The 16,965-nt window shown below is 57.5% G+C and carries 15 protein-coding genes; 6 read left to right on the forward strand and 9 right to left on the reverse strand.

Annotation, left to right across the window (positions count from 1 at the left end):
- Positions 1-112: 112 nt before the first annotated feature.
- Together PGH32_RS10030 and PGH32_RS10035 are read right to left on the reverse strand one after the other, a co-directional pair.
- A complete protein-coding gene (locus tag PGH32_RS10030) occupies positions 113-988 on the reverse strand; it encodes an AraC family transcriptional regulator (RefSeq protein ID WP_337893918.1) in 876 nt (291 codons plus the stop codon).
- Between the two features lie 43 nt (positions 989-1,031).
- Positions 1,032-1,958 carry a LysR substrate-binding domain-containing protein gene (locus PGH32_RS10035; protein ID WP_337893919.1) on the reverse strand — a complete coding sequence of 309 codons (927 nt, stop codon included), beginning with the start codon at positions 1,956-1,958 and terminating at the stop codon, positions 1,032-1,034.
- Positions 1,959-2,153: 195 nt separating this feature from the next.
- Between PGH32_RS10035 and PGH32_RS10040 the strand changes: the two genes are divergently transcribed.
- Complete coding sequence (locus tag PGH32_RS10040) at positions 2,154-2,759, forward strand: glutathione S-transferase family protein (protein WP_337893920.1); 606 nt, start codon at positions 2,154-2,156, stop codon at positions 2,757-2,759.
- Positions 2,760-2,793: 34 nt separating this feature from the next.
- Here the strand turns inward: PGH32_RS10040 and PGH32_RS10045 are convergent, their stop codons facing one another.
- Both PGH32_RS10045 and PGH32_RS10050 read right to left on the reverse strand, forming a co-directional pair.
- Positions 2,794-3,558, reverse strand: a complete 765-nt coding sequence (locus PGH32_RS10045; RefSeq protein ID WP_337893921.1) for an inositol monophosphatase family protein — start codon at positions 3,556-3,558, stop codon at positions 2,794-2,796.
- A gap of 9 nt (positions 3,559-3,567) precedes the next feature.
- Positions 3,568-4,587 carry a LacI family DNA-binding transcriptional regulator gene (locus tag PGH32_RS10050; protein WP_337893922.1) on the reverse strand — a complete coding sequence of 340 codons (1,020 nt, stop codon included), beginning with the start codon at positions 4,585-4,587 and terminating at the stop codon, positions 3,568-3,570.
- 168 nt (positions 4,588-4,755) lie between these two features.
- Here PGH32_RS10050 and PGH32_RS10055 point away from each other — a divergent pair, with 168 nt between their 5' ends.
- The 4 genes from PGH32_RS10055 to PGH32_RS10070 all read left to right on the forward strand — a co-directional run bounded on the left by PGH32_RS10055 (position 4,756) and on the right by PGH32_RS10070 (position 8,726).
- Complete coding sequence (locus PGH32_RS10055; protein WP_337893923.1) at positions 4,756-5,805, forward strand: ABC transporter ATP-binding protein; 1,050 nt, start codon at positions 4,756-4,758, stop codon at positions 5,803-5,805.
- 29 nt (positions 5,806-5,834) lie between these two features.
- On the forward strand, positions 5,835-6,974 hold the full coding sequence (locus tag PGH32_RS10060; protein WP_337893924.1) for an ABC transporter substrate-binding protein: 1,140 nt from the start codon (positions 5,835-5,837) through the stop codon (positions 6,972-6,974).
- 67 nt (positions 6,975-7,041) lie between these two features.
- Positions 7,042-7,875, forward strand: a complete 834-nt coding sequence (locus PGH32_RS10065; protein WP_314423504.1) for an ABC transporter permease — start codon at positions 7,042-7,044, stop codon at positions 7,873-7,875.
- A 92-nt stretch (positions 7,876-7,967) separates the two neighbouring features.
- On the forward strand, positions 7,968-8,726 hold the full coding sequence (locus PGH32_RS10070) for an ABC transporter permease (protein WP_443112772.1): 759 nt from the start codon (positions 7,968-7,970) through the stop codon (positions 8,724-8,726).
- Between the two features lie 153 nt (positions 8,727-8,879).
- On the opposite strand, the gene PGH32_RS10075 is transcribed toward PGH32_RS10070, so the two are convergent.
- From PGH32_RS10075 to PGH32_RS10085, 3 genes are all read right to left on the reverse strand, one after another.
- The gene (locus tag PGH32_RS10075; RefSeq protein WP_337893926.1) at positions 8,880-9,905 is read right to left on the reverse strand and encodes an LLM class flavin-dependent oxidoreductase; all 1,026 of its coding nucleotides are present in this window, start codon (positions 9,903-9,905) and stop codon (positions 8,880-8,882) included.
- A 215-nt stretch (positions 9,906-10,120) separates the two neighbouring features.
- Positions 10,121-10,933, reverse strand: coding sequence for a hypothetical protein (locus PGH32_RS10080; RefSeq protein ID WP_337893927.1), 813 nt, complete (start codon positions 10,931-10,933; stop codon positions 10,121-10,123).
- Positions 10,934-11,035: 102 nt separating this feature from the next.
- Positions 11,036-13,414, reverse strand: a complete 2,379-nt coding sequence (locus tag PGH32_RS10085) for a membrane-bound PQQ-dependent dehydrogenase, glucose/quinate/shikimate family (RefSeq protein WP_337893928.1) — start codon at positions 13,412-13,414, stop codon at positions 11,036-11,038.
- Between the two features lie 462 nt (positions 13,415-13,876).
- Here PGH32_RS10085 and PGH32_RS10090 point away from each other — a divergent pair, with 462 nt between their 5' ends.
- A complete protein-coding gene (locus PGH32_RS10090) occupies positions 13,877-14,476 on the forward strand; it encodes a hypothetical protein (RefSeq protein WP_337893929.1) in 600 nt (199 codons plus the stop codon).
- Between the two features lie 131 nt (positions 14,477-14,607).
- Here PGH32_RS10090 and PGH32_RS10095 read toward each other — a convergent pair whose 3' ends face one another.
- Entirely contained in the window at positions 14,608-15,915 is a 1,308-nt protein-coding gene (locus PGH32_RS10095) for an NtaA/DmoA family FMN-dependent monooxygenase (protein WP_337893930.1), read from the reverse strand.
- Positions 15,916-16,026: 111 nt separating this feature from the next.
- Positions 16,027-16,923 carry a helix-turn-helix transcriptional regulator gene (locus tag PGH32_RS10100; RefSeq protein WP_337893931.1) on the reverse strand — a complete coding sequence of 299 codons (897 nt, stop codon included), beginning with the start codon at positions 16,921-16,923 and terminating at the stop codon, positions 16,027-16,029.
- Positions 16,924-16,965: the final 42 nt, after the last annotated feature.

Genomic DNA, 16,965 nt, shown 5'->3' on the forward strand with positions numbered 1-16,965 from the left:
GCGTTAAGCGGCGGGGCATTCTTCTCTCTTACCTGTTAAGGCTGGCTCAATGCTCCGCTTAGCACCAGCACCAGCACCAGCATCGCATTCAATCCCGCGACGTTTTTCTTTGCTACAACGTCTTCAGCGGCAGATAAATATCGGTTATCAGCTCGTGCTCCGGCACCTCATGCACAAAGTTCATATAGTGCATATACATCGGGAAATCGCGCAGCTCCTCGCCGCTGGCGGGCAGCCAGTCGCGATAAAGCTGCTGGGCCAGCCCGGTCAGCTCATCGTGCGATCCACAGTGGCGCAGCACCGCACAGCGCCCGCCGGGGATGAAGCCGTTCACCACGCCAAACGGGTTATCTTCCGGGATCGGCTCGATGACCGACCCGCAGATATGAAACTCAAATACCTGCGGCTCGGTGGTGGCCGGATCGTCCGGCGCAATACCGAACGTCTGGCTGGTCAGTACCGGCGACAGCCCGGTAGTTTTGCGCCACGCAATAAAGCGCGCCGCCGTTTCGTTAATACGCTCGTGCTGCCCTCGATGGGTCAGCATGGCGATCGGCGTTGCCGGAAATGTTTTAATTTCAACGGGCATTTTCTCTCTCCGTCTCAGGTTTAGCTGTGGCATGCGCTGGTGCCAGGTTACCCAGGCAGGCTGCAGGCGAAATTCACTCGGGGTCATGCCGAACATCTGCTTAAACGCCCGGCTGAACGACTCCGAATGCTGGAAGCCCGCATCCAGCGCTATCTCAGTGATTTTTTCCGCTGAGTTAAATGCAAGGCGGTACGAAGCATGTTTCAGCCGCATCAGCTGAATATATCGCCACGGAGTCACCCCACAGCAGGCGGTGAACTGCCGGTGAAAGTGATACGGCGAAAAATGCGCCACCGCGCTCAACTTTTCAAGCAGCAGCACATCGTCAAGATGGTGCTCAATATAGGCAAACACCCCGTCAAAGCGGCGGCGATATTCTTCGATTTTGTCGTCTGGCATCACATTCTCCTTGAGCAACCACTATTCCACAGCCAGCGGGCGGTCAGCCTGACGGATCTTGCTCACAATAAGCCGGGAATTGTTGCTGCTGAAGCTGCCACGCGGCCACTTCTTCCTCCAGCCAGGCATTGAACAGCGCCACCTCCGCCGGTTTCTCAGCGTGCAGTGGCGTAACCCGCCAGTAAGACCAGGGATAAGCCGCACTATAGCGGGTCACCTGCACCAGTTCGCCGCGCAGCAGCGCATCCTGCACCAGCGATCGCCGCTCCAGCGCAATACCCTGCCCGCGCCGCACGGCCTCCAGCACCAGATTAGAATCATTAATACACAGCCCCGCAGGCAGGATCTCACTGCCCAGCCCGGCACTGCTGCACCACTCTTTCCACGATTCCGACGAGAAGATAATCCGGCTCTCCGCCACTTCGCCCGGCGTGGCGGGCAGCCGCCCCCCGTTAAACGCGGGCGAAGCCACCACAATCAGCTCATCGCCAAACAGATACTGGCACTCCACGCCCGGCCAGTCGCCGTTGCCCATACGGATCGCAATATCGCTGGGGTGCTCCGCGAGATCGTTAACGGTCAGGCTCACCGTCAGACGCAGGGTAATGTGCGGATGCCGCTGTCGAAAGCGATCCAGCCTCGGCGTCAGCCAGTGGCTGCCAAACGACGGCACGGTGGCGATGGTCAGCACCGCCCGGCGCGGATTCACCTGCACCAGCCGGGTGGCTTCACCAATGCGGCCCAGGGCGTCGCGGATATGCAGCGCATACAGCCGCCCCTCTTCGTTTATTTGTAATCCACGCCCGTGACGGATAAACAGCTTCACGCCGATCAGATCTTCAAGCTGTTTGATCTGCTGGCTGATAGCCGAGTGCGTGACGCAAAGCTCTTTTGCCGCCCGGGTCACGCTGCCCAAGCGGGCGACGGCTTCAAGACTGCGTAAACTGGCCATCGGGGGAAAACCTGACATCGGTGACTCCTGCATTATCATCCGGCAACCGAGCTAAGTTAGCATGTGCCCCGCATTTTCAACAGGTTATCGCCCTGTCTCCCGCAGTGCTGTTGTTACCAAAACTGACCAGAGGCGTTAGAAACCACTGATTCTCGCCCGGGATGATTTGCGCTAAGTTAGGTGCAGACAAAATGGCCTGATTCTGGAGCGGTAATGAAACTGATTGGCATGATGGATTCCCCCTATGTGCGGCGCGTCGCCGTTTCTCTGACCCTGTACGGCATAGAATTTGAAAGCCAGCCGCTGTCGGTGTTCAGCACCTTTGACGCGTTTTCACAGCAGAATCCGGTGGTGAAAGCGCCGACGCTGGTGCTGGATGATGGCACCCTGCTGATGGACTCCACGCTTATTCTTAACTATTTCGAATCCGTTGCTGACGCCTCGCACACCCTGCTGCCGCAGCAGCCGCTGGCGCTGGCGGAAGATCTGCAGCTGCTCGGTTTCATTCTGGCCGCCAGCGAAAAAGCCGTACAGTACGTTTACGAACACCGGCTGCGCCCGGCGGAAAAGCAGCATCAGCCGTGGATTGAGCGAGTTACCCGGCAGCTGCTGGCCGCCTGCCGGGCGTGGGAGGGTGCGCTGGAAAGCCGTCCGCCTGGCGATAAAGCCGATCAGGTGGCGGTGAGCAGTACGGTGGTATGGACCTTTATTCAGCGGATGATCCCTGAGGTGGTGGCTGCCGCTGAATATCCCCTCATCCAGCGCGTCAGCGATCGCTTTGAAGCGCAGCCAGCGTTTCAGCGCTACCCTCACGGCTGATGCCGTTAACTGGCGATAAACCGTCGACGGCTGATTAACCGGTATGCAGCAGCGCGGCCAACCGCTGCTGCACCTCAGCACAGCCCGACAGGACCAGATTGCCGTTCAGCAGGCCGTTTTCCGCCAGGAACGCGTTGCTTCTGCCGCCCGCCTCGTTAATCAGCAGCATCCCGGCCAGCGCATCCCAGCTGTTCATATGCTCTTCGTAATAGGCATGCACCTGTCCGGCGGCAACGTGTGCCAGCATCAGCGCCCCCGCACCGAAGCGGCGATACTCGATACCGGCATTCAGCAGGACCTCAACGGTGCGGGCGTAGCTTTCCACCGGCGCGCGGCTGGAACGGCCCAGGCCAACGACCACCGCTTCCGCATCGGGTTCGCGCAGCCTGAGCCGTTTGTCATTCAGGAACGCGCCCTGACCGCGACAGGCAAAGAAAAACTCATCGCGATCCGGGGCATAAATAATGCCGATCTCCAGGGTGTTCTTACTGACGTAGGCCAGCGAGATGCACCAGTAATCCATGCCCAGAATAAAGTTCGTGGTGCCGTCAATCGGGTCGATGACCCAGATCCCCTGCTCTCCGCCCTGCAGGCCGCTCTCTTCGCCCAGAAAGCCGTCTTCAGGCCGGTGCGCCTGCAGCCAGCCCTTGATTTCCTCTTCCACAAACAGATCCGCATGAGAAACGAAATCCTGGCGGGCTTTTTTATCCACCTTCAGGCCCGCGTCGCGCAGCGCCTGCGCCTGCTTTCCCAGTTGCCGAATCAACGTACACAGTGACTGCTGCTGCTCTTCCGTCATGCCTTACCCTTATAGAATTGATGGCGACGTGCGCCGATGAATGAGTACCACCTTCACCCAGGTTGTGCGTGAAGGTCGCTGCGGATCGCCGGCCCGCTCCAGCAGGCAGGTTAAGGCCTGGCGGGCAATTTCAGCGACGTCCTGATGCAGCGTGGAGAGCTGATAGCTGTACTGCGCGGTCTGCGGCGTGTTATCAAAGCCGATCAGCTGAAAATCCTCCGGTGCCTGCCGGCCCTGCTGCTTCATGCCGTCGAGGAAACCCAGCGCCAGCTGCGCGTTGGCGCAAAAGACTCCCAGTGAGGAAGGCACCTGCCCGGCAGCAGCCTGCAGCCCGCCGTCATAGCCCTCTTCCGGCGCCATCAGGGGCAGCAGATCGCGTTCGGTATCAATCCCCAGGTCGACAAGCGCCAGCCTGAACGCTTCGCCGCGCATTCTGCCCGCCCAGGTGGAGTCCTGATTGTTCAGCCAGCCAAAGCGTCGACATCCGGCCCGATACAGCTGTTCCGCCGCCAGCACTGCGCCTGCGGCGTTATCCGAACAGACGTAGTCCACAAACGGGATATCCGGCTGGCGGTTAATGCCGACCACCGGGATCTGCTGTTCCACGCACTCATTGACCAGCGCCTCCGGCGGCTTGCCGGAGGTGACAATCACCCCGGAGACGCGGAACTGGGTGAAGCGGCGCAGCGTTTCCGCCAGATCCGCTTCGCTGCGGATTTCGGCCACCAGCGCCTGAAAGCCTCTGCGCTGAATTTCGCTCAGCAGCCCGTCCAGCAGGCTGCTGCGGAAGGGGTCGCCAATGCGTGAAACAATCACCCCGATCAGATGGCTGCGCCGCCGGTTCAGGCCCTGAGCCAGGAAATTCACCTGATAGCCCAGCTCTTCCGCCGCGCGCAGCACCCGCTCGCGGGCCTCCGGCGAGATGCTGCCGTTGTTGCTCAACGCGCGGGAAACCACCGCGCGCGAAACGCCGGCGAGGCGGGCAACATCCTGGGCGGTAACGCTCTGCTTACGTAACGACGATGTCAAAACGGCTTCCCTCGCAAAAAAGTTTTCGCCCTTAATTAAATTGTCACAATGACACGACAAAGTAGGCTCACATAATGTCGAGCCAACATTGCATTTTTTTTACACCGAGATGAACACGTGTTCACAGAGGCCAAAAAATGCCGGCAAACAGAGACTGCGGATACGGACATGAGTTATTTAAACATCTCCCGGCTGAAAATCAGCTACGGGGAAAAAGTGGTGCTGCATAATATTGACCTGGCCGTCGCGAAAGGGGAAATGATCGCCCTGCTCGGCCCCTCCGGCTGTGGGAAAACCACCTTATTAAACGCGCTGTGCGGTTTTATTAACGTAAATGCCGGCGATATTTCGATTGCCGGCAGAGATATTACCCACAGCGCGCCGGAACAGCGAAATATCACCATGGTATTTCAAAGCTATGCGCTCTGGCCGCATCTGACGGTGGCGAAAAATATCGGCTACGGTCTGAAATTACGCAAATGGCGGCGCGAAGATATCGATCGCCGGGTTGAAGAGCTGCTGCAAATCGTCAATCTGGTCGGTCTGGCAGAGATGAAAGTAACCGAGCTTTCCGGCGGCCAGCGGCAGCGCGTGGCGCTGGCCAGGGCGCTGGCCATTGAGCCGGACGTGCTGGTGCTGGACGAACCGTTATCCAATCTGGATGCCAAAGTCCGCCTTAACGTGCGTCACGAAATTAAATCGCTGCAAAAAAGGCTCGGCTTTACCTCATTAATTGTCACCCACGACCAGCAGGAAGCGCTGGTGATGGCCGACCGCATCGCCGTATTAAATCAGGGCCGCATTGAGCAAATCGGCACGCCGGAAGATATTTATCAGCGCCCTGCCACGCCATTCGTGGCCGATTTTATGGGTGCCGATAATCGTATTTCCAGCGTCGACATTCAACGCTGCCCGCAAATAACGCTGCATGCTTCAGCGGATTCTTTATTGCCGCCCGGTCAGCAGCAGATGATTTATTTCCGCAGCGCGGACGTGGGCATAGGGCAATTAACCGATAGCAGGCCGGACCAGGGTCTGATTATTGAAGGCACGGTGGAACAGAGTGCGTTTCTTGGCAACTTATATCGCCACAGCGTGCGCTGCAATAATCATCTGCTGCTGGCGGATGCCGGTGCCTGCTGGCAGGCAGGTTCGTCCGTCAGGCTGCACGTTCCGGCCACGGCTTTACATATTTTCGCTTCATCTCACGTTCGTTAAATCCATCGTTTTCATCCTGGGGAAAGAGCATGTTGATTAAAACCAAAGCGGCAGTCGTTGTGGCCCTGTTACTCAGCTACGGCGCACAGGCCGACACCATCCTGAACGTTGCCACCGCAGGCGATCAGAATATGGTGGATTATGTGAAAACCTGGCTGGGTCCGAAGTTTGAGGCCGCCCATCCGGGCGTCAAAGTACAGGTGGTGGGTACCGGCCCGGGCGACGCCGGATCGAACAAAATCATTGAAAAGCTGACCGCGCAGAAGGAAAGCGGCGCGAAAACCTGGGATATTGACGTCGCCGTGGTGCATCAGAAAGCCGGTGGCGAACTGGTGGAAAAAGGGCTGCTGGAGAAATATCGCCAGCAGATTAAAACCGGATCGATGGTCACCGCCGACAACGCGAAAAACGCGCTGGGCGTGAACGTGGACGGCTACGTGATGCCGATGTTTTTAAGCCAGACCGCCATCGCCTGGAACAGCGACACCGTGAAAACGCCACCGGCCTCCTACGATGAGCTGGTGGCCTGGGCGGCGAAAAACCCGCAGGCGTTCGGCTATAACGGCATTAAAAACGGCATGTCCGGGGTCAGCTTCGTCGCGGGCTGGATCTACGCCTACGGCACCGACGCGCAGCGTCTCTCCTCCCTGCCTTACGATAAAGGCGTGGAGAAAAACTGGGGAGAGGCCTGGCAGAAGCTGAAAGCCTTCAACAAGAACGTCACCTTTACGCCGGGCAACGCCGGTACGCTGGACATGCTGAGCCGTGGCGAAATCAGCATGGGTCCGGTATGGGTGGATATGTTCTACAGCTGGAAAGATCAGGGCAAACTGCCGCCGTCAATCAAACTCTCCCTGCTGGCACCGGGGATGCCGGGGCAGCCGATGTACTACGTCACCCCGGCAAAAGCGGCGCAGCCGCAGCTGGCGCGCGAGTTTATCGAGCTGGCCACCAGCCCGGAAATCCAGGCGGAAGGCATCGTGAAGCAGTTTAACTGGTATCCGGGCATTGATGCCGAGCACGTAAAACCGAAGCTGGATGCGGCCACGTGGCAGAAGCTGTTTGCCGAGATCTCGCCGCAGGCGCTGGCGGAATACGGTAAAAGCTTCCCCATCACGCCGTATTTCGACGATATCAAGGAAGGCTACGAGAGCCAGGTTTCTAACTGATTGACTTCTGATGCTCAGGTGCGGCCTGCCGCCCTGAGCTTTTTTACTTGCTGATGTCAGGTTTGCTATGCGTATTTCGCTGAACTATCTGCTGCTGGTCGCCCCGGCGGCGCTGATGATTGCCGTGCTGTTCCTTTATCCCCTCGGGTTTTCGCTGATTGCCGCCTTTACCCATGATGCGCAGGGATTCACCCTCGACCATTTCCATAAGGTTTACTCGCTCTACTCCAGCGATATTCTGTTTACGCTGATTATCGTGCTGATTTCCGTTGCGCTGCTGGCGCTGATTTCCATCACCCTGTCGGCGGTGATTACGCTTTCGCCCTGCCGCCCGATTGTGCGCACGCTGGCGTTTTTATACCGCCTGCCGCTGTTTATTCCCTTTATCGTTGCCGCGCAGATGATGCGTACCTTTCTGGCGAAAAACGGCCTGATGAATAACGCGCTGGTTTCCGCCGACCTGCTGACCCCGCTGGAAACCGTCTCCTGGCTGGGCTGGAAGGGCATTATTATTACCTTCGTCTGGAAGCAGCTGGCGTTTGCTACCCTGCTGATCTGCGGCGCCATGGCCGCGCTGGAGCAGTCGCAGATCCTGGCGGCCCGCAATCTGGGCGCTTCCCGCCCGCGTATTCTGTTCGACATTATTCTGCCGCAGGTGCTGCCGGCGATCGGCGTGGCGCTGGTGCTGTCGACCGTGACCATGATGTCGGTGCTTTCCGTACCGATGATGATCGGCACCGGCACGCCGACGATGATCACCGTCGATATGGCCTTCCGGGTGAATTCCTACGGTGACTACGCCGTAGCTAACGCGCTGGGCGTCGTGTCGCTACTGATTTGCGGCGCGCTTTCCTGGTTTTATCTGCGCCACAGTCTGCGCCAGAAAGGCGGTGAATCATGAGAGAGAATGTATTGAACAACGTCGCCACTCCGCTGAAGAAGCGGAGAAGATTCGGCCTCAGCCTGCCGCTGCAGACGCTGCTGCTGGTGTTTATGCTGCTGATTATGCTCGGCCCGCTGCTCAATTTACTGATCTGGACGGTGGCGGAAAGCTGGTTCTTCCCGCACAGCCTGCCCAGCAAGTGGGGGCTGAAATACTGGTATCAGGTGTTCAGCCCGTACAGCGATGTTTCGGGTTCACTGCTGACCAGCGTGTTGATTGCCGTACTGTCGGTGCTGGTGTGCCTGCTGATTTCCATTCCGGCGGGGTATGCGCTGTCGCGCCGGGCAATGCCGCTGCGGGTGGCGTTTATGCTGCTGTTCCTGATCCCGCAGGCGTTCCCGAACCTGACGGTATATATGAATATCGCGCGGCTGTTCTATCAGTGGGGGCTGAACGGGACAATTGCGGGCGTCGTGCTGGTGCACAGTATGCACGGGCTGATGTATTCGGTGTGGATCTGCGTGGCCGCCTTTGCCGCCGTCGATCCGCTGCTGGCCCGCGCCTCACGTAATCTCGGGGCCGGCCCCGTCTACACCTTCTGGCATATCGTGCTGCCGCAGGCGGCACCGGGGATTATCGCCGCCAGTATTTTTGTCTTCCTGGAGTCGCTGGATGAGTTCACCGGCACCTTCTTTGTCGGTGCGCCGGATATCACAACGCTGCCGCTGCTGCTGTTTAACGCCAGCATGTCGGGCAACTATCAGATATCGTCGATTACCGCGCTGATCCTGCTGGTGCCGTCGCTGCTGTTTATGCTGGTGATCCACAAGTTTATGCGGCCGGAAATGCTGTCGAAGATAGGAAAATAACGGCGGGATAAAACATCGCCCCGGCGGAATAATTTTCCGACCGGGGCGAAATGGCAAACGCTGAACGCTGAACGCTGAACGCTGAACGCTGAACGCTGAACGCTGTAGCAGCGTGTATTGGCTGCCGGGCACATGCAAGCCCGGCAGACAATTTTACTCTCTCCAGCCCAGACCCGGCGCAACGTGCTTAAGAATCGACTCAATTACGTGCACGTTATAGTTCACGCCCAGCTGGTTTGGCACGGTCAGCAGCAGCGTATCGGCTTCGGCAATCGCCTCATCCTTCTCCAGCAGTTTGATCAGCTTGTCCGGCTCGGCGGCATAGCTGCGGCCAAAGATCGCCCGGGTTTTCTCATCGAGATAGCCGACTTTATCGCCTTCCGCACCGCTGTTACCGAAGTAGGCACGGTCCATATCATTGACCAGCGCAAAGATGCTGCGGCTGACCGACACGCGCGGTTCGCGGGTGTGCCCCGCCGCCTTCCACGCTTCACGATAGGCGCGGATCTGCTTCGCCTGCTGGATATGGAACGGTTCGCCGGTTTCATCGTCCTTCAGCGTCGAGCTTTGCAGGTTCATGCCCAGCTTCGCCGCCCATACCGCCGTGGCGTTAGAGCCAGCGCCCCACCAGATGCGCTCGCGCAGCCCTTCAGCGTAAGGTTCCAGGCGCAGCAGCCCCGGCGGGTTCGGGAACATCGGCTGTGGGTTCGGCTTGCCGAAACCTTCACCGCGCAGCACATCCAGAAACTCTTCGGTATGGCGGCGGGCCATATCCGCTTCGGTTTCCCCTTCGCCAGGCTGGAAGCCAAAATAGCGCCAGCCGTCAACCACCTGCTCAGGGGAGCCACGGCTGATGCCCAGCTGCAGGCGTCCGCCGGAGATCAAATCGGCCGCACCGGCATCCTCCGCCATATACAGCGGGTTTTCATAGCGCATATCGATCACGCCGGTACCAATTTCAATTTTTTTGGTTTTGGCACCGACCGCCGCCAGCAGCGGGAACGGTGCGCTCAGCTGACGGGCAAAGTGATGCACGCGGAAGTAGGCACCGTCGGCACCCAGCTCTTCAGCCGCGACCGCCAGATCGATGGATTGCAGCAGCGCATCAGCCGCTGAACGGGTTCCGGACTGCGGTGACGGAGTCCAGTGGCCAAATGACAGAAATCCAATCTTTTTCATAATCGTTACCTTCCGCGTGAAATTTAAGATGCTGTATCAATGTATGGATTGATAATAAATCTCATGCAGCATGCAGCGCAAACCGTCATTTTTCGTCATCAACAACAAAAAATTTCAACAAGTGGGAAAATGCGTTGCCACTATTCCGGTTTCATCGCCAGGGAGGAAGGAAACACAGGAACAGAGCGCGGATTGCTGCAGACCGGTCGGCGGTCTTACTTTTGTAACAGCTCACGCAGGCGCGCACCAAGCGCGTTGAAATCCTGTTGATGAGCATCAGGAAAACGACTGGTTGCCGTTTCCAGGTTATGCATGAAGGCGGCCTCGCAGGTGGCATCATCGTTTCGACAGGCCGACTCGTTCCTTTCTTCGTTATCTTTATAACTTGAAGCGTAAACAATGAACGTCTTCAATAACGGTCGAACTTTAATATTGGCAATATTTTCAACAGAGATGGTTTTCGCTTTCAGCAACGGATTGCCAATGAGATTGAGAGTAAAAGTCTTAAATACTTCTGGCCGGAAAACCGTCGATGTCAGAAAGCACTTGCTCATTGACGGTATCCCCAGCGTATAGGTACCCACCTGACAAATGGCATCAATACTGTCGCCTTTAGCCAGCTCCAGATAGACCGGATCGTTTTTATCGATCTGCAGATGGATCCCTTCAAGAATACGGCTCCGCGAATCAGGATCCACGGCAACGATATAGCCATTGCCAAAAGCATTCTCATTGATGGCGTTAATCTCACCTTTAATGCGAATGCTGTGATTGGTGTACTTTTTCTTCGCGGCCAGCTCGTTGCGCTCGTAGGCGGCGCTGATATCACTGGGTTTCAGCGGACCGATAAAGTAGGCATCAAAAGCGGAAGGCTTATCGTGTTTAAACAGCTCCGCCTCAAAGCGGGCAGCCTGCAGCATATAGTTATCGAATGCATCGTTGTTACGGGGTTTGAGAAAGTCCGATTCATCTGCACTGGCATAACCCGAACAGATTAGCAGCAACGGCAAAGCTAACGTCTTAAACATGGTGTCGTCCCGGAAGGTAAGGTCAATAAACGGCGTGTTCTTTTTAGAATTAAATAAGGCCCGTACAGTCCTGTACGGGCCTTTATATACTGCCTGAAAAAATTACTTCAGACGATAAGCAACAACGCTGTCACCCTGCAGGGTACCCAGCGAACCGTGGCCACCCGCCGCGATAACCACGTACTGCTTGTTATCGCTGCCCATATAGGTCGCCGGCGTTGCCTGGCCACCGGCCGGCAGCTCGGTCTGCCACAGCAGTTCACCGGTGTTGATGTCGTAGGCGCGGAAGAAGTTATCCGCCGTTGCGCCGTGGAACACCACATCACCCGCGGTGATCAGCGGACCACCGTGTGCCACCATGCCCATCGGGAAGCCAATTGGGAAGCGGCCCGGGAGGAAGCTGGTGTTCAGGTTTTTGGTGGTACCCACGCGGCGCAGCCATTCGGTTTTGCCGGTCGTCAGATCCACACCCACCATGCGGCCCCACGGTGGCGCAATACACGGAATACCCAGGCTGGAAGAGAGCTGCTGGATATGGATAGCGTAGTCACCCTGGAAGTTTTCGTTCCAGTACGGCGTACCGTCTTTAGTGAACAGGCGCTTATCGGCCGTTTCCGAAGTACGTTTGATCAGATTGTACTTATACGCCAGGCGCACCGGCGAGGCGATAAGGATCTGGCGCTCAGGATCGACCGCCACGGAACCCCAGTTGAACACGCCGATATTGCCCGGGAAGACAATCGAACCGGCTTCGGTGGCTGGCGTCCATGGGTTGCCGTCATAGCGCAGCGATTTGAAGTCAATGCGGCAGGCCATCTGGTCAAACGGCGTCAGGCCCCACATGGCTTTTTCGGTCAGCGGGTCCGGGATGAAGTTCAGTTTTGACACCGGCTGAGTGGCAGAGAACTTCTCACCCGGCACGCCGCCTTCCGTAGACACATCCACCTGATTAATCGGATAAACCGGCTGGCCGGTCAGGCGATTAAGGACAAACAGGTTGCCGGTTTTGGTCGGCAGGATCACCACAGGCTGTTTCTGGCCCTGATAGTCGATATCCAGCAGCGAAGGCTGAGACGGGTTATCGCGGTCCCAGAGATCGTGTTTGGAAGACTGGAAGCGCCATTTGAACGCACCGGTTTTCAGGTCCAGCGCCACCAGAGTGTCGCGGAACTTCTCGGTATTGCTGTCGGCATTACGCTCAATACCCAGCTCATCCGGGGATGCGTTACCGAACGGCACATACACCAGACCGTTTTTCAGGTCGGCGCTCAGCGTGCCCCAGGCCACCGGCGTATCCTGCGGATAGGTACCGTCGGCCGCAATCGGCTGCGTCAGCTCCGGGTTAGCCGGATCGAAGTTCCACACCAGGCGACCGGTCATCACGTCATACGCACGGATCACGCCTGACGGGTTGCCGCTGTTGTAGCCGTTATCCATGACGGAGCCGCCCACAATCACCAGGTTACCCGCCACCAGCGGTGCAGCCGTCTGCATCAGCGCGTGCGGACGGATGGTCCCCATATTGGCACGCAGATCCACCACGCCGCCGTTGCCGAAGTCGGCACACAGCTTGCCGGTATCCGCATCCAGCGCCACCAGACGTGCGTCGGTCGTGGCGTTGAAAATACGTTTACGGCAGATAGCCGGGCTGGCTGCGGTCGTATCGGCCTGCGCCGCGGAGCCATCGTAATAGCTCACGCCACGACAGGTCTGATGCTGCTGCAGATAAGACGGATCTTTCGCCGGCTGATATTTCCACTTCAGCTCGCCCGTTTCCGGGTTCAGCGCGTGAACTTCGTTGTGTGGCGTACAGAGGTAGAGCGCACCGTTGACCTTCAGCGGCGTGGCTTCGAAGGTGTATTCGCTGGCGTCCTGAGCCGGATCGCGCAGGTCACCGGTGTGATAGGTCCAGGCCACGTCCAGTTTATTCACGTTATCTTTAGTGATCTGGTTTAACTGGGAGAAACGCAGGCCGTCGGAAGTGCCGCCGTAGGCTGACCAGTCATTTTTCGCCAGTTCAGTCTGCACCGGTTTACGCTCGTTGGTGATGTCACCCGCTTTCGGTAGCGGATCGTAGAACATCATGCCGACGACCAGCGCCACAATCAGGATCAGCGTCGTGCCAAGGAACGGATGGAAACCGCGCGCCTGGCTGCCCTTCTGGGCTTTATAAAGTGGACGAACGACCCACGGCATCGCCAGCCACAGACCAATCAGGCCAATGATGTCGCCACGCGGGATCCACTGCCACTTATCAAAGCCAACTTCAAAGATCATCCACGCCAGGACGATCCACATCAGTACGGCATAAATAGACAGTGCGATTTTTTTGTTTAAAAACAGCGTTACTGCGGTCAGCAACAGTCCCAGCGCCATAATGACGTAGAACGGCGTTCCCCCGACCATCAGCAACTGACTTCCCATGTACAGCATGGCGATCCCTACAATCGCGATGACTATACTGGTTAGCTTATTAACCATGATAATCCCTCAATGTGTTGCGAAAATACTGAATAAGATTTACGTAGAATTACAGTAAACACACATTAATTTAACTAAAAAAATAAGATAACAAAACAATTTAATTTTAGTAATACAGCTAAACCATCCCGCAGCGAAAGCATTCTACTCAAATTTGCAGATTTAAATCCCGCCTGAACTGTTAATTTTGGAATATAGCTCCAGGTAAATACCTGAAAATTGCACCCTTTGCATCCGTGCTGCGAGCTTCCTCGATTATTAACAATTTATGTCAAAACGTACGCGAAAACGCGTCCCCCTCTCCTTTACCCTTCTTCAGGAACATTATTTCTACAGACCGCTTGAAAGTACGACAAATAACGTACAAAATAGGATACTCAACGATGAGACTCAGGGACGTAAAACGGCGGGCAATATGCTGCCTCCTCGACGGCGCAGAGTTAAACAGCAGGAGAACGATCAATGAAGATTGTGAAAGAAGGCGATACACGGAGCGTCCTGTGCCACCACTGCGGGAAATCAACGGCGACTTATCTGCTGCGCGACGTTGACTTCAGCGATCGCAGCGGTTCGGTAAAGAATATTCTTGCTGCCGTTTGCAACGGCTGTCAGCAGGTCGTTTCTGTCCCGGCGCAGTGCACGCCGCAGATTAAACAGGCATTCGATCAAAGTCGGCAGCCGCTGGAGGTCCGCGTTCCTGCGCACTTTCTGGATATTCTTAACGTCGCGACGCAAAAGATCGATGATTCACTGAGCGAGGAGTTCAGCAAGACGCTGATCCTTTACTATCTGCATGCGCTGGCCAGTGGCCGCTATACTCAGGATGAATTGAAATCACTGTTAAGCAGCGAACTGGCACAGGCCAAAGCGTCAAAACGCCTGTCGATGAAAATCAGCCAGCGGCAAATGGCAGAACTGACTGCCCTGATGCAGCAGCAGAATCTCAGCAAAATATCGGACGTGGTGAAAGCCGTGATCCTGAAAATCAATCAGGATCTGGTGCAGGGTAAAAACCTCAGCGGCCTTGCGGAACTGCGCAACGTGGCCGCGGCATTTTGCTGAAAAAACACGAGGCCGGAAAGTGTGTCGAACTGATATCACTCGCTGCCCCGCTGCTTTATTTCACTGCAGATCTCCAGATGGGTGTGCTGGCTGGCTGACTTTTCTGCAACCCGCAACACCATGCCAAAATACTACGCACCGCCGCGCCACGCTGTCAGCGGCGGCAGCTCCAGGCTGCTGCGGAAGTCCGCGCCGCGATAGTCCTCATCCAGCAGGCGTCTTTTACGCAGCTCCGGCAGCAGGCCGTTAAGCAGCAGATCCTGCTGGTCCGGCTGCCCCAGACCGTGCAGTGAAATCACATCCAGCACCCCGGCGCGATAGCGCTCCTCAATGGCATCGGCCAGCGATTCCGGCGTTCCGGCGACAAACCAGTGCCCGGTTTCTTCGGCAGCAATAATCAGCTGGCGCAGGGTCTGCCCTTCTCGGGCGAAGCGGGTGAAAATCTCCGCCCGTCCGCGACGCCGGTTAACGCTGGTCAGATCGGGCAGCAGATGCGACGGAATCGCTTCATCCAGCGGCAGATCCTGCAGATCGACGTTGCCGCCGAGCATATCCGCCAGTCGCAGTCGCCCGCGCTGATAGTCGATGCGCTGGTGCTTTTCCTCCAGCCTGCGCGCCACATCCGCCGGGCTTTCACCGATGATTGAATGGAATGAGTTCATAATCAGCGGTGCCGTAAGTCGTTCAAAACCCTGCGCCCGCTGGCGGACATCGCTGACAAAGGCCTGCGCGGCGGACAGCGTCGGCTGCGAGGTATAAATGACCTCGGCATAGCGCGCGCCCAGCGTGATGCCCGCTTCGGACTGACCGGCCTGAAACTGCACCGGTCGGCCCTGCGGCGGCGGCGGTACGTTCAGCGGCCCGGCCACCTGGAAGACATCGCCGCGATAGTTCGCCGGATGCAGCCTGGTGTGATCGACCTTTGCACCGCCGCTGGCCAGCCGGCTGACGGCAGCGGGATCGTTGGCGCCGAACAGTGCGTTAATCACTTCAATAAATTCGGTCGCCCGCGCGTAACGGTTTTCCGGCGAGGGCAGTTCACCGCCGCCAAAATTTTCCTCGCCGACCGACGAGGTGACCGCGTTCCAGCCCGCACGACCGCCGCTGATGTGGTCAAGGGTGCCAATCAGTCGGGCGAGGTTATAAGGGTGCTGAAAAGTGGTGGTCACCGTGGCAATCAGGCCGATCTGCCGTGTTACCTGGCTTAACGCCGCCAGCACCACAATCGGATCCTGGCTACCGGTGATCCCCGCCAGTCCGGCGGGATCGCTCTGAAGCAGATCGGCGGTAAACAGCCCGGTGATTTTCTCGCGCTCGGCTATTTTTGCCAGCGCCACGGCGCGATCGATGCCGTAAGTCACCGGCCTATCGCCCGCGGCATAAATGGCACTGCTCGCCCCCACCAGGGTTTTTAAACGTCTTCTCTCTCCACCCGCCACCGTTATCCCCTCATTTTTCATCCCGTTCAGAGGGTTAAAACATAGCGGCATGGCATTTTAGCGCCACCAAGAAAAATGAATGTCGATGGGCAAAAATCAGCTAAAGGTGAGCTATCCCCGCAGGGATTTTGGCGAAATGCCATATTTTTTGCGGAAGGCGACGGAAAAATGCGCCGGGGTGTAACCCACGCTGTACGCGGCCGTCGACACGCTCATCTCACCTTCGGTGAGCATCCGCCACGCCGTCTCCAGACGCAGATTTTGCAGATATTCGAAGACGCTTTCACCGAACTGACGGCGGAAACCCACGGTCAGCTTGCGCGTGTTAAACCCCACGCTCAGGGCCAGTTCGGCCAGCGACGGCGGATTGAGCATCCGATCCGCAAGCAGCGAACGCGCCAGATGCAGCTTGTCGATATCCCCGCTGGAGAGGCGCAGCGCGCCGGACTCCCGCTGCGGTCGCGAAGTCAGCGTATCCAGCGCATGGGCAACGATTTCCAGCGCCTTACCGGACAGGAACAGCGCTCTGGACAGCCCCTGCATCGGGCAGGTCGCCACCTGGGCATGCAGCGACTTGATGGTGGCAGACGCATCCAGCACCAGCAGGCGCGGACCGCTGAATCGCCGGAGCTGGAAAGAGTCCTCCAGCTGCTGCTGAAACTCGCTGTCGATATGGCTGGCGACGGCGGCAGGCGTCAAAGCGACGGTGGTGTAATCCAGCTGGCGGCCGGGTTCAAACCGCTGACGGCTCTCCCCTTCCTGCTGATTCCACACCGCGCAGACGCAGGGACCGGTAATATGCTGCCTGCCGGAGCCGGGCAGATCGCACAGTAGCTCACCGCGATCGACAACGATCAGCTTCAGCCCCGGGACCAGCTGCTCCTGAAGCCATTCGTCTTTATCGGGCCGCAGCGAACCGCTGCTCATGGCAATGGTGCCATCAAACATGGCGTGGTTAGCAGGCAAAGGAAGCGCGCTACCGGAGGCGCTGTCGCTAAACTTGTTCATGTCGCTGTCCGTTAGTTCCGGCGGTTTTGCGCCGGGCGTGGC

The organism is Erwinia sp. SLM-02 (assembly GCF_037450285.1).
Taxonomy (GTDB): Bacteria; Pseudomonadota; Gammaproteobacteria; order Enterobacterales; family Enterobacteriaceae; genus Erwinia.

Coding starts and splice junctions, on each gene's coding strand:
- PGH32_RS10065 (WP_314423504.1), top strand. CDS start 7,042: ATGCGTATTTCGCTGAACTATCTGCTGCTGGTCGCCCCGGCGGCGCTG.
- PGH32_RS10085 (WP_337893928.1), bottom strand. CDS start 13,414: ATGGTTAATAAGCTAACCAGTATAGTCATCGCGATTGTAGGGATCGCC.
- PGH32_RS10080 (WP_337893927.1), bottom strand. CDS start 10,933: ATGTTTAAGACGTTAGCTTTGCCGTTGCTGCTAATCTGTTCGGGTTAT.
- PGH32_RS10055 (WP_337893923.1), top strand. CDS start 4,756: ATGAGTTATTTAAACATCTCCCGGCTGAAAATCAGCTACGGGGAAAAA.
- PGH32_RS10030 (WP_337893918.1), bottom strand. CDS start 988: ATGCCAGACGACAAAATCGAAGAATATCGCCGCCGCTTTGACGGGGTG.
- PGH32_RS10045 (WP_337893921.1), bottom strand. CDS start 3,558: ATGACGGAAGAGCAGCAGCAGTCACTGTGTACGTTGATTCGGCAACTG.
- PGH32_RS10075 (WP_337893926.1), bottom strand. CDS start 9,905: ATGAAAAAGATTGGATTTCTGTCATTTGGCCACTGGACTCCGTCACCG.
- PGH32_RS10100 (WP_337893931.1), bottom strand. CDS start 16,923: ATGAACAAGTTTAGCGACAGCGCCTCCGGTAGCGCGCTTCCTTTGCCT.
- PGH32_RS10060 (WP_337893924.1), top strand. CDS start 5,835: ATGTTGATTAAAACCAAAGCGGCAGTCGTTGTGGCCCTGTTACTCAGC.
- PGH32_RS10040 (WP_337893920.1), top strand. CDS start 2,154: ATGAAACTGATTGGCATGATGGATTCCCCCTATGTGCGGCGCGTCGCC.
- PGH32_RS10035 (WP_337893919.1), bottom strand. CDS start 1,958: ATGTCAGGTTTTCCCCCGATGGCCAGTTTACGCAGTCTTGAAGCCGTC.
- PGH32_RS10070 (WP_443112772.1), top strand. CDS start 7,968: ATGCTGCTGATTATGCTCGGCCCGCTGCTCAATTTACTGATCTGGACG.
- PGH32_RS10090 (WP_337893929.1), top strand. CDS start 13,877: ATGAAGATTGTGAAAGAAGGCGATACACGGAGCGTCCTGTGCCACCAC.